This is a genomic window from Serratia sp. CY84636, assembly GCF_052166245.1.
In the GTDB taxonomy this organism is placed as follows: Bacteria; Pseudomonadota; Gammaproteobacteria; order Enterobacterales; family Enterobacteriaceae; genus Serratia; species Serratia nevei.
This window is the reverse complement of record NZ_JBJNOX010000002.1, coordinates 1,600,773-1,612,713: the sequence shown is the minus strand read 5'-3', so window position 1 is coordinate 1,612,713 and position 11,941 is coordinate 1,600,773. Positions and strand designations below refer to the sequence as shown.

The following is an 11,941-nucleotide window of genomic DNA, read 5'->3' as shown; positions in this document are numbered from 1 at the left end:
CAGGTTAGCCGAAGAAGGGCGTAAAAGCTTGGTCGAAATGACGGGCGCGGCAAAGAAAATACCGCGCCCGTGAAGGCGTGGGGATCAGGAGGCGGGGGCGGCCGCTTCGACCTTCAGCGACACCAGCCCGATGCCCAGCTTCTTCGGCGTGAAGCCGCCGCTGGCGCTCTCTTTCGGCTCGGTGGGGGCCGGCGGGGTAATGCTGATCTTCTGCGCGCCGCGCGGGTTGTCGAAGCGCAGGGTGACGGTGCTGTCCTGTTCGCCGAGCGACACGAAACGCTCTTCGTCGCCGACGCGCACCGAAATCGGTTCGCCGACGTTGTTGCCGTAGGCGCGGGCGCGCAACACCAGATCGAAGGTCTTCGGCAGCGGATCGACGTAATCGATGTCGACCGCCGGCGCCAGGTTGGCGTCGGACCAGCGGCCCCACTCCTCGACGCCGGAAACGCCGGTAATGGCCTTCACCTGCTCCGGCAGGCCGGGCAGCATGAACTCGATGCTGTCCGCCTGGTACTTCATCGCCGCGTCTTCCACCTGCAGGCGAGCGACGGCGTTTTGGTAATCGGCGACGCTGTCCGCCGCCGGGGCGGTAAAGTTCACCTTACCGCGGAAGCGTTCGCCGCTGGCCTGCACGATCTGCGGCGGCGAGGCCAGGGTGCCGGAGGCCACGCAGATGTCGGTGCTCAGCGCCAGTTTCGGCGCCCAGACCCGGCCGATCTCGTAGCATTTATCGACCCAGACGAATTTCTCCCCCGCCCCCAGTCCGGCCAGCTGCTTGCGCAGCGGGGTGGAGAGGTAGACGTTGAACATCGGTTCGATACGGTTATCGCCCACCCGCAGGATGAACGGCACCTTGTAGGTGACGCCGGAGAAGCTGAAGCTGCGCTGGCGCGTATCCACGCTGTAGTCGCTGATGCGGTTCAGCAGGCCCCACTGGTTGATCACCGCCGGTTTCCAGCCGTTGATTTTCTCTTCGATGTTCAGGAACACCGTAGACAGCGATGGCGCCGACAGGCTGCTGCGGCCGAGGCCGATGTAATTGTCGCCGCCCATCACGTCCAGCACCGTGGCGCCGTTGTCCAGCGTGCTGCGTTTCTCGTTGCGCTGTTCCGCCAGCGGCCGGGTGCCGTCGATGATAAAGAACAGGTTGCGGCGCTTCTGTTTGGTCAGGATATCGTAGGCGGTGTTGTTCATCGCCAGATGATCGGAGGACACCACGATCACGGTGTTGTTGAAATAGGGCGAGCGTTTGATCTTGTCGATCAGCGCGGCGATGTGTTGCTGGCTGCAGGCCACTGCGCTCAGCGAGCGGTTTTCCTTGTTCTGCCAGGCGTAACTTCTCTTGCTGCAGCCGGCGGAGATAAAGCCGTCCGGGTGATGGGTATCGACGGTCAGGGTAAACAGCGAGAAGGGTTGGCGCTGTTTGGACAGCTCGACGAACTTGCCGTACACCACGTCCAGCACGCTGTCGTCGTACCAGCCCCAGTCGTTTTTGTAGCTCGGATCGGCGACCTGTTCGCGCAGCTCTTTGAAGCCATAAACGTGGTCGAAGCCGTGGGATTTCAGGAAGGTGTCTTTACCGGCGAACGCCAGCTCGGCGCCCTGATAGAAATAGTTGCTGTAGCCGGCGGCCTTCAGCACGTCGCCCAGGCAGACGTTCTCCGGGTAGAAGGTGGAGACCGCGCTGGAGGCGTTGCCGTCGAAGGGGGCGAACAGCGGAATGCCGCACTGCGAGGCGACCATGCCGGCGATGGTGTACCCGGTGCCCGGCAACTGCTGGGTGTTGCTGAAATCGATGCTGCCCGCGCGCAGGGCGTTCAGCTCGTCGGCCAGGCCGGGAAACAGCTCGGTGTCGAAGTAGGTGCGCTCCAGGCTCTCGGCATAAATGTACACCAGGTTCGGCCGTTTGCCCTGCACGGTCTTTTTCGGCGCCTTGTAGTAGGTGGTGAAATCGGCGGTATCGCCGACGATCTGGCTCTTGACCAGCAGCGAGATGTCCTGAAACGCCGGGGTGGTGCCGACCGAAAACAGCGCCAGCAGCACGGCGACGACGCTGTAGGCCACGCTGCTGCCTTTGGCCTTGCGGCGCAGCATGCTGCGGGCCAGCACCGCGAAGATAAGCCCCAACCCCGCCAGCAGGCCGATAAACGGCAGCACGTATTTGCTGATGCCCGCGCCTTTGAGGCTGCTGGTGACGGTGTAAATCACCGCGTCGGTGATGCCGTCGCCGGTGAAGTAGTTGCTGGCGATCAGGATGACGTTCAGCACCAGATAGCTGCCGAGCAGCGTCAGCAGAATGGCGAACCACCAGCGGTTGGCGGCGGCCCGGGTGCGATAAATCAAAATCGACGCCAAAAAGAGAACAAACGAAACGACTGCTAAAACCATCCGCCAAACCTTGTCTGATTGAAATAAAACCGTTGCTGCCCTGGGTTGCGCCGCCGAGCGTGCCGCGGCGCGAAAAGTGAAGGGTATAGCCTATTGCCGGCGGCGGAACAACGCGCGATCTCCCGCTACGGCCGACGAGCGGCGGCTATTGTACATTTTTATGACAATAGTGTGACGTTAATCACGCCGACGGCGGCCTCGGCGGCGAAAGCTTGCTGGTCGGAGGTTTCGCTCTACGCTTAATGAGCGCCACGACGGTGCGCCCATCAGCCATTCAGGAGGAAGTATGCAGACGATTCCCGCCGCGGTACTCGACGATCTGGCCCCGCAAGGCGTGTTGCGCGCGGCGATCAACTACGGCAATCCGGTGCTGGCACAGGCCGGGGCCGGTGGCAAACCGCAAGGCGCTTCGGTGGAGCTGGCCGCCGCGCTGGCCCAGGAACTGGGCGTGGCGCTCGAACTGGTCACCTATGACGCGGCGGGCAAGGTATTCGCCGACCTGGACAGCGGCGCCTGGAACCTGGCGTTTATGGCCATCGAGCCGGTGCGCGCGGCGCAGATCGCCTTCAGCGAGCCCTACGTGATCATCGAGGGAACCTATCTGGTGGCGAACGACGCGCCTTACTTTGAGGTGGCGCAGCTCGACAGGCCGGAGGTGCGCATCGCGGTCGGCCAGGGGGCGGCGTACGATCTGTTTTTATCGCGCACGCTGCAGCAGGCGCAGCTGGTGCGGGCGGCAACCTCCGCCGAGGCGATCGCGCTGTTTTTCGAACGGGGGTTGGAGGCGGCGGCCGGCGTGCGCCAGCCGCTGTTGGCCGCCGCGGCCGCCCATCCCGGCTACCGGGTGCTGGAGGGGCACTTCACCGCCATCCGGCAGGCGATGGCGGTGCCGCGGCAAAAAACTCAGGGCGCCGCCTACGTGAACGATTTTATCGAGCGCTGCAAAGCCAACGGGTTGGTGAAGGCGGCCTTGCAGCGCAGCGGCCAGGGCGAGGTGACGGTGGCGCCACCGGCCGCCTCGGCGTGATCAGTCCAGCTCTACCGCGTACTGTTCCACCGGCGTGATTTTCTTGATCAGCTTGTTGTCGAACAGGAACTGTTCGTAAGCCTGGTAGCGTGCCCGATCCAGCTTGGCCGGATCGCGCGCGAACAGCGGCAGGCTGGCTTGCCACGCCTGTTTGTTCAGCTCGGTATTCAGCTCCGGGTGCGCCTTGGCGAACGCCAGCCAGGTGTCCTGCGGGTGCGCATGCAGGTAGTCGCTGCCTTGCTTCAACGCGGCGAGGAACTTGCGGATTTTCGGCTCGTTCACCGCATCGCGGTGGGCGACGATGATCAGCTCGTCGTAGGCCGGCACGCCGTAATCTTCGACGTTGAACACCACCGGCGTCTTGCCCTGCAGCTTCAGCTCCAGCGCTTCGATGTTGCGGTAGCCGCCGATCACCGCATCGACCTGGCCCGCCAGCAGGGCGCTGGTCAGCTGGAAGTTGACGTTGATGAGCTTGATGTCCTGCGGCTTGAGGTGCTCGTGTTCGACCATGGTGGCCAGCGTCGCCTGTTCGATGCCGCTGACCGAGTAACCCACCGTTTTGCCCTTGAGATCCGCCGGCGACGTGATGTTTTTATCCAGCGCGATCACCGTATTCAGCGGCGTGTTGATCAGCGTGCCGACGCGCATCAGCGGCAGGCCCTGATCGGCGAAGAAATGCAGCTGCGGCTGATAGGTGATGGCGAGGTCGGCCTGTTTGGCGGCCACCAGCCGCGGCGGCAGCGCCGGATCGGACGGCGGCACGATCTTGACGTCCAGCCCTTCGGCCTTGAAGGCGCCGATCTGCTCGGCCACCATAATCGGCGCGTGATCGGGGTTGATGTACCAGTCGAGCACCAGCGTCAGCTTTTCGGCCGCGCCGGCCTGGCCGGTGATGGCGGCGCCGAGCAGCAGCCCGCAAACGGTTTGTTTGATCATGGTCGTTCCTTTATCCCTGGTTATGGTTGCAATCATCAGTCGTTTTCCGGCGCCCAGGCGATCAGGCGCCGCAGCAGCGCATCCACCGCAGCCCACAGCAGCACGGTCATCAGCACCAAAATAAACAGCGCGGCGAAGCAGACGTCGGTCTGCATGCGCGCGTTGGCGTTCAGCATCACGTAGCCCAGCCCTTCGGCCGAGCCGACCCATTCGCCGATGATGGCGCCGATCGGCGCGACGGCGGCGGCCATGCGCAGGCCGGAGCCGAAGGCCGGCAGCGCCGCCATCAGCCGCACGTGCCGCAGCTGCGCCCAGCGCGAAGCGCGCATCGTGCGCGCCAGATCGAGATAGTCGTTGTTGACCCGGCGCAGCCCGTCGAAAAAGGCCGACACCACCGGGAAGAAAATCACCAGCACCGCCATCGCCACCTTGGCACTCATGCCGAAGCCGAACCACAGCACCAGCAGCGGCGCCAGGGCGAACACCGGTATCGCCTGGCTGGTAAGCACCAGCGGCATCAGCCAGCGCTGCAGGCGCGGCGAGAAGATCATGCCCAGCGCCAGCGCCGCGCCGAGCAGCACGCCCAGCGCCAGCCCGCTGACGATCTCCGAAGCGGTGACCAGCGTGTGCCAGGCGAGGTAGCCGCGCCCGTCCCACAGCGCCTGCGCCACCGCGCTCGGCGTGGGCAGCAGAAAGGCCGGAATGCCGCTTTGCGCCGCCAGCCACCACAGCAGCAGCAGGCCGGCAAACACCGTCAGCCCACGCCGTAGGCGGGTAAGCCCACGCTCTTTGGCAATATTCATTGCGCGGCCCTCACCAGCTGTTGCAGCAGTTCGGCCTGGCTTTTCAGCAGGTCGGCGTCATCCGGCGCGCGCGGCGGTTGCCCGCTGATGCGGTGGCTATCGTCGAGGCCCAGCGGCCAGGGCGACAGCACCAGCAGGCGGTGGCTCAGGCGGCAGGCCTCCATCGGATCGTGGGTGATCAGCAGCACGGTGTTTTGCGCCAGCAGTTCGGCGGCCAGGCTCTGGATCTCGGCGCGGGTAATGGCGTCCAGCGCGGAAAAGGGTTCGTCCATCAGCACGATCGGCTGGCGTTCGTAGAGCGTGCGGGCGATGGCGGCGCGCTGGCGCATGCCGCCGGACAGCGCGGCGGGCAGGCTGCGGCCATGCGCGGCCAGGCCCACGCGCTCCAGCAGGTGCGCCGCCCACGCCCGATCCGTCACTTCGCCGCGCAGCCGCGAGCCGAGGGCGACGTTCTCCTCGACGGTCAGCCATGGGTAGAGCAGGTCTTTTTGCCCCATGTAGGCGATGCGCCCGGCGATCGGCAAACCGTCGCTGCCGGTCACCGTGCCCGAGGTCGCCCGTTCCAGGCCGGCGATGATCTTCAGCAGGCTGGTTTTGCCGGCGCCGCTGGCGCCGAGCAGGGCGACGAAGCTGCCGCCGGCGATGTCGAAGCTCAGCCGGTCGAAGACGATTTGCTGACCGAAACGCAGGCTAAGATCCTGCACCTGGATGCCGGGCGGGAGAAGCGGGGAGGTCATGAGGCGTTCAGCCCCATCTGCCAAAATGCCGATTCCAGCTGGGTGGCGGTGGTGAAAATCTGCGCCAGCTCGGTGAAGCGGCCTGGTGCGCCGCGCTGGTGGCCGACGGTCTCGAGCAGCTCGATGGCAGCGCGCACGCCGGCCAGATAGCCCTCGTCACCGTAGTTGCGGATCCAGGAGGCGTAAGGATTGCCCTCCATTTTGGTGGCGGGGTCGTGCAGCAGCCGCAGGCCGATTTCGGCATAGCCGGCCACGCAGGGCAGCAGGCCGGCCAGCAGATCGAGGGCGTCGCCGGCATGGCCGATATCCAGCACGTAGCGGGTGTAGTTCATGGTCTCCGCCGCTTCCGGCTGGGCGGCGATCTGCGCCTCGTTCAAGCCCCATTCGGCGCAGTAGGCCACGTGCAGCGGCAGTTCGGCGACGATGCCGTTGAGCGAGGTGGTGGCGGCGCGCATCTCTGGCAGGGTGCGTAGCTTGCTGACCAGCAGCGCGTAGGCGCGGGCGAAGTGCAGCAGGAACAGATAGTCCTGGGTCAGGTAGCGACGAAAAGCGCGTTCGGGCAAGGTGCCGGCGGCCAGCTGCTGCAGAAACGGGTGATCGACGTAATCTTGCCAGTGGCTGCCGGCTTGTTGGCGCAACCGGCCGTAAAGACCGCTTTCGAACAGGGTGGTGATGGACATGGGACCTCCTTGAGTCAGTGGAGATCCGGGCACGCTGGGGTATGAACAGGCAACGGGTGAGAGCGTTGTTGCCTAACCGTCCCTTCGCTGGCATGACCCAGATCAGGTTCAAAGGGTTCGGCTTGCGCCATCTCAGCCCGTAACAGGACACCCCTCGGAGCTGCTTGTTATACGACATTTGTTTTTTGATTACAATCGCCGGGCGGCGCGGCGGCAATCGGTTCGTTTAGTGCGATCGGGGGCGATTTTGCTGGCGCAGAGCGCGCGATTTTTGTCACTGTAGGCCGATGATTTTGCCTTTGAGGACGATTCCCGATGAAAAAGATTGGTTTTCTCTCGTTTGGCCACTGGTCGCCTTCCGCCCAGTCCGGCACCCGTTCCGCGGCGGATGCGCTGCTGCAGTCCATCGATCTGGCGGTCGCCGCCGAAGATCTGGGGGCGGACGGCGCCTATTTTCGCGTACACCACTTTGCACGCCAGCTGGGGTCGCCGTTCCCGCTGCTGGCCGCCATCGGCGCCAAAACCCAACGCATCGAGATCGGCACCGGCGTGATCGACATGCGTTATGAAAATCCGCTGTACATGGTGGAAGACGCCGGCGCGGCGGATCTGATCGCCGGCGGGCGGCTGCAGCTCGGCATCAGCCGCGGCTCGCCGGAGCAGGTGATCGACGGCTGGCGCTATTTCGGCTATGCCCCGGCCGATGGCGAGAGCGACGCGGACATGGCCCGCCGCCATACCGAAGTGTTCCTGGAAGCGCTGCGCGGCGAAGGGTTCGCCGAGCCCAATCCACAGCCGATGTTCCCGAATCCGCCTGGGCTGCTGCGGCCGGAGCCGTTTTCCGCCGGGCTGCGCGATCGCATCTGGTGGGGCGCCGGTTCGAACGCCACCGCCGTCTGGGCGGCGAAGCTCGGCATGCACCTGCAAAGCTCGACGCTCAAGAACGACGAGACCGGCGAACCCTTCCACATCCAGCAGGCCAAGCAGATCCGCGCCTACCGCGCCGCCTGGCAAGAGGCCGGCCACGCGCATGAGCCGCGGGTTTCCGTGAGCCGCAGCATCTTCGCGCTGGTGGATCAGCGGGATCGCAACTACTTCGGCGGCGGTGGCAAGGAGGGCGATCAGCTCGGATATATCGACGCGCAGACCCGGGCGATCTTCGGCCGCAGCTATGCCGCCGAGCCGGACGTGCTGATCGAGCAGCTGGCGCAGGACGAGGCCATCGCCGAAGCGGATACGCTGCTGCTGACCGTGCCTAACCAGCTGGGCGTGGATTACAACGCCCACGTGATCGAATCGATTTTAACCCATGTCGCGCCGGCGCTCGGCTGGCGCTAAACGGAGGAGTGACATGTCACGCATTTTTATTACCGGTTCGGTAGACGGGCTGGGCCGTGCCGCCGCGCAAACGCTGTTGGACGAAGGGCATCAGGTGATTTTGCATGCGCGTGAGCCCGGCCGTTTGGACGCGGTGCGGGATCTGCTGGATCGCGGTGCGCAGGCGGCGATCGGCGATCTGTCCGATGTGCAGCAGATCCGGCAGCTTGCCGAGCAGGTCAATCGCCTCGGCCGCCCGGACGCGGTGATCCACAACGCCGGTATGTTTACCGGGCCGCAGGTGATGCCGGTGAACGTGATTGCGCCTTACCTGCTGACGGCCCTGATCGAACGCCCCAAGCGTATCGTCTACCTGAGCAGCAGCATGCACTTTGACGGCGTGCCGGAACTGAACGGCGTAGACTGGCTCGGCGGCGCTGCGGGCTCCTATTCGGACAGCAAGCTGTTCGTCACCGCGCTGGCCGCCGCCGTGGCGCGCCTGTGGCCTGACGTGATCAGCAGCGCGGTCGATCCAGGCTGGGTGCCGACCAAAATGGGCGGCGCGGATGCGCCCGACGATCTGGCGCTGGGGCATGTGACGCAGGCGTGGTTGGTGACCAGCGATGAGCCGCAGGTCCTGGCGTCCGGCGGCTATTGGCACCATCAGCAACGGTTCGATCCCCACGCGGCGGTGCACGACGAGGCGTTTCAAACGGCGCTGCTGGCGCAGTTGGCGCGCGCCGGCGGGGTGAACCTGCCGCAGGCTTGAGGACAGTGCTTTGTTGGCCCGTCGGCGCTTGCCTGCGGGCTTTTTTATGCCCGCAGGGTGAACCGGCGAGGCTTTTCTTATACAGTGGCTGTCTGACCTGTTTTGACTGTTTTCTCTATTTTTGCCATGCACACATTCCTGATTATCGTCCCTGAAGGGGGCATGCTGTTCGAAGCGGCGGGCATCGCCGATATCCTGATGCAGGCTAACCGTCTGAGCCCTGTCGAGACGCCGCTGTATCAGATCGCGGTCGCCACCACGCAATCCCATCGGGTGGTGCACGGCCTGTCCGGGCTGAGCCTGTTGGCCGATCATCGCCTGGCGGATCTCGATCCGGCCCTGCCGCGCGATACCGTCATTGTTGCCGGCAAGGGGGCGACCGAAGAAGAGGGCGCCCTGGTGGCGGATTGGCTGCGCCGCGCGGCGCCACAGACGCGCCGTATCGCTTCCGTTTGCGGCGGGGCTCTGCTGCTGGCCGAAGCCGGGTTGCTGGACGGGCGGCGGGCGACTACCCACTGGCGGCTGGCGGAAACGCTGCAGGCGCGCTTCCCGCGGGTGCAGGTCGAGAACGGCCCGATCTACGTGCAGGATGGGCCGATCTGGACCTCCGGCGGCGTCAGCTCCGGCTTCGACCTGACGTTGGCGCTGGTGGAGGACGATTACGGCTTCGTGCAGGCGCGCGAAGTGGCGCAGGATCTGGTGATGTTTCTGCGTCGCCCCGGCGGACAGGCGCAGTTCAGCCGCTACCCGCTCAACCAGGCCAAATCGCCGGGCCCGATCCGCGACCTGCAGTCCTGGATCCTGGAAAACCTCGCCGACGATCTCAGCGTCGATCGGTTGGCCGAACGCGTGGCGATGAGCCCGCGCAACTTTACCCGGGTGTTCACCCGCGAGACGGGCATTTCTCCCGCCAAATTCGTCGAAGAAGGGCGGTTGCATACCGCCAGGCAGCGCCTCGAGCAGAGTGCGGAGGGCATCGAACAGATCGCGCTGGCCACCGGTTTCGGCAACGGCCTTAACCTGCGGCGGGTGTTTGAGCGCAAACTGCAGCTGACCCCGAGCGAATACCGCGAACGCTTCCACGCGCGCAATTTGGCGTAAATTGATCGGTAAACGTCATTTACGCCGCCTCGTGGCAGGGCTAGATTTGAGGCAAAGCCCAAAACGAGGAGAGCATCATGGTGAAAGTAGGCATTAACGGCTTCGGCAGGATCGGGCGCAACGTGCTGCGCGCGGCGCTGGGGCGCAGCGATTTTGAAGTGGTGGCGATCAACGATCTGACGGACAGCAAGACGCTGGCGCACCTGCTGAAATACGACACGCTTTCCGGCACGCTGGCGGCCAGGGTGGAAGCCGGTGACAACCAGCTGCTGCTGGACGGCCGGCCGATTCAGGTGTTTTCGCAGCGCGATCCCGCCGAGATCCCGTGGAGCAGCGTGGGCGTGGACGTGGTGATCGAAGCGACGGGCTTCTTTACCGAGAAAGCCAAGGCGGAAGTGCACATCACGCACGGCGGCGCCAAGCGGGTGATTATCTCGGCGCCGGCCAAGAACGACGACATCACCATCGTCATGGGGGTTAACGACCAGCTCTACGATCCGGCGCTGCATAAAGTGGTCAGCAACGGCAGCTGCACCACCAACGGGCTGGCACCCGCCGCGCAGGTGCTGCATCAGGCGTTCGGCATCGAATACGGGCTGATGAACACCACCCACGCCTATACCAACAGCCAGGCGCTGCACGATCAGCCGGAAAAAGATCTGCGCGGCGCGCGGGCTGCGGCAGAGTCGATCGTGCCTTACTCCAGCGGCGCGGCCAAAGCGCTCGGCAAGGTGATCCCGGATCTCGACGGCCGCCTGACCGGTTACTCGCTGCGGGTGCCGGTGCCGGTCGTCTCGATCGTCGATCTGACGGTGACGCTGAAACGCCCGGCGACGGTGGAGGAAATCAACGCCGCTTTCCGCGCGGCGGCGGCATCCGGCCCGCTGAAAGGAATTTTGGGCTACAGCGATGAACCACTGGTGTCGAGCGACTACCGGGGCGACGCCCGCTCATCGATTATCGATGGTTTGTCTACGCTGGTCATCGGCGGCAACCTGGTGAAAGTGCTCGCCTGGTATGACAATGAGTGGGGGTTCTCCAATCGGTTGGTCGATCTGGCGCTGCTGATGGAAAAACGCGGGCTGTAAATGCCCCATAGCAAAAAGCCCGCTTAAGTTTCCTTAAGCGGGCTTCTCTAAATATGGCTCCTCTGACTGGACTCGAACCAGTGACATACGGATTAACAGTCCGCCGTTCTACCGACTGAACTACAGAGGAATCGTGTGAACGGGGCGCATGATATCCAGCAGCCCCGGGTGTGTCAACGCTAAATTGCCTTGAGTGGTTCGACTGCTCGGTATCTGAGCAATGTGCTCGTCAATCAGCCCATTGCGCGTCGTTTTCCGCCTGGGCGCGCAGCAGGCGCGCCAGCGGATCCTGGCGGTAGAAGCGGCAAAAGTGCTGATACAGCGCCGGAAAGCGTTCGGCCAGCAGCTCGGGGGCGCTGAAAAAATACTCCGACAGCACGGCGAAGCACTCGGCCGCATCGGTGGCGGCGTAGGCATCCATGCTGGCGGCCTCTTCACCGACCATGTCGATCTCGTCCTGCAGGCTTTCCATCGCGGCGTGCAGATCGTGCTCCCAGGCGGCCACCTCGCGCAGCGGGATCGGCGGTACGCCGGTAGCGACGCCGCCGTTGCGCATATCCAGCTTATGCACCGCTTCGTGGATCACCAGATTGAAACCGGACAGATCGAAAGAGTCCTGCACGTCTTGCCAGTTGAGCACGATCGGCCCCTGTTCCCAGCTCTGGCCGGACTGCACCACCGGCCCCGAGTGCACCAGGCCAATTTCGTCCTGCCATTCGTCTTCCACCACGAACGGGGTGGGATAGAGCAGAATTTCGTTGAAGCCGTCGAGGCACTCCGCGCCGAGTTCCAGCACCGGCAGGGCGAACAGCAGGGCGATGCGCGCCTGCATTTGCGAGGTGAGCTGCAGCCCCTGCAGCGGCACGATGCGCTTTTGCTGCAAGATCTGCCCGGCAACGGCCACCAGCCGCTGCTGCTCCTGCTCATTCAGCGGCGAGAGCAGCGGGATCGCCAACGCGTCCTGCCACTGGGCCTGAGTGTCTGCCTGGGGTTGAGAGGGTTGAGTCGCTTTCCACGGCCATTTAATCATCAGGTTGCTCGTAAACTCATCACTTGAACGTTCAGCGGTATGCTAATGCTGTAAAAATGCCGTAA

General features: G+C 64.3%; 11 protein-coding genes, 1 tRNA gene and 1 riboswitch. Of the genes, 5 read left to right on the top strand and 7 right to left on the bottom strand.

Annotated elements, in window-relative coordinates:
* Positions 1–84: 84 nt before the first annotated feature.
* Positions 85–2,388 carry a phosphatidylglycerol--membrane-oligosaccharide glycerophosphotransferase gene (opgB, locus tag ACJ8QI_RS12105; protein ID WP_442532554.1) on the bottom strand — a complete coding sequence of 768 codons (2,304 nt, stop codon included), beginning with the start codon at positions 2,386–2,388 and terminating at the stop codon, positions 85–87.
* A gap of 286 nt (positions 2,389–2,674) precedes the next feature.
* Here opgB and ACJ8QI_RS12100 point away from each other — a divergent pair, with 286 nt between their 5' ends.
* Entirely contained in the window at positions 2,675–3,415 is a 741-nt protein-coding gene (locus ACJ8QI_RS12100) for a transporter substrate-binding domain-containing protein (RefSeq protein WP_049198701.1), read from the top strand.
* Here ACJ8QI_RS12100 and ACJ8QI_RS12095 read toward each other — a convergent pair whose 3' ends face one another.
* Genes ACJ8QI_RS12095 through ACJ8QI_RS12080 form a run of 4 tightly spaced genes read right to left on the bottom strand, consistent with a single transcriptional unit; the run spans position 3,416 to position 6,571 of the window.
* Entirely contained in the window at positions 3,416–4,351 is a 936-nt protein-coding gene (locus ACJ8QI_RS12095) for an ABC transporter substrate-binding protein (protein WP_060420414.1), read from the bottom strand.
* A gap of 35 nt (positions 4,352–4,386) precedes the next feature.
* Positions 4,387–5,154, bottom strand: coding sequence for an ABC transporter permease (locus ACJ8QI_RS12090; RefSeq protein WP_180547441.1), 768 nt, complete (start codon positions 5,152–5,154; stop codon positions 4,387–4,389).
* Positions 5,151–5,891 (bottom strand): ABC transporter ATP-binding protein, encoded by a 741-nt coding sequence (locus ACJ8QI_RS12085; RefSeq protein ID WP_442532553.1) that lies wholly within the window; start codon positions 5,889–5,891, stop codon positions 5,151–5,153. Before ACJ8QI_RS12085 ends, ACJ8QI_RS12090 begins: the two co-directional genes overlap by 4 nt.
* A complete protein-coding gene (locus ACJ8QI_RS12080) occupies positions 5,888–6,571 on the bottom strand; it encodes a TenA family protein (protein WP_442532552.1) in 684 nt (227 codons plus the stop codon). The genes ACJ8QI_RS12085 and ACJ8QI_RS12080 overlap by 4 nt, the downstream gene beginning before the upstream one ends.
* 62 nt (positions 6,572–6,633) lie before the next feature.
* Positions 6,634–6,736: riboswitch (TPP riboswitch) on the bottom strand.
* A gap of 150 nt (positions 6,737–6,886) precedes the next feature.
* Here ACJ8QI_RS12080 and ACJ8QI_RS12075 point away from each other — a divergent pair.
* From ACJ8QI_RS12075 to gap, 4 genes are all read left to right on the top strand, one after another.
* A complete protein-coding gene (locus tag ACJ8QI_RS12075; protein ID WP_055313476.1) occupies positions 6,887–7,909 on the top strand; it encodes an LLM class flavin-dependent oxidoreductase in 1,023 nt (340 codons plus the stop codon).
* Positions 7,910–7,922: 13 nt separating this feature from the next.
* Positions 7,923–8,657, top strand: a complete 735-nt coding sequence (locus tag ACJ8QI_RS12070; protein ID WP_142110161.1) for an SDR family NAD(P)-dependent oxidoreductase — start codon at positions 7,923–7,925, stop codon at positions 8,655–8,657.
* A gap of 126 nt (positions 8,658–8,783) precedes the next feature.
* Positions 8,784–9,758, top strand: a complete 975-nt coding sequence (locus tag ACJ8QI_RS12065; protein WP_442532551.1) for a GlxA family transcriptional regulator — start codon at positions 8,784–8,786, stop codon at positions 9,756–9,758.
* A gap of 77 nt (positions 9,759–9,835) precedes the next feature.
* Positions 9,836–10,846: a type I glyceraldehyde-3-phosphate dehydrogenase gene (gene gap / locus ACJ8QI_RS12060; protein WP_049234371.1), complete on the top strand. Its 1,011-nt coding sequence runs from the start codon at positions 9,836–9,838 to the stop codon at positions 10,844–10,846.
* A gap of 54 nt (positions 10,847–10,900) precedes the next feature.
* Here the strand turns inward: gap and ACJ8QI_RS12055 are convergent.
* Together ACJ8QI_RS12055 and mtfA are read right to left on the bottom strand one after the other, a co-directional pair.
* Positions 10,901–10,976: transfer RNA gene (locus ACJ8QI_RS12055), tRNA-Asn, on the bottom strand.
* 99 nt (positions 10,977–11,075) lie between these two features.
* Positions 11,076–11,876, bottom strand: coding sequence for a DgsA anti-repressor MtfA (mtfA, locus tag ACJ8QI_RS12050; protein ID WP_063990435.1), 801 nt, complete (start codon positions 11,874–11,876; stop codon positions 11,076–11,078).
* Positions 11,877–11,941: the final 65 nt, after the last annotated feature.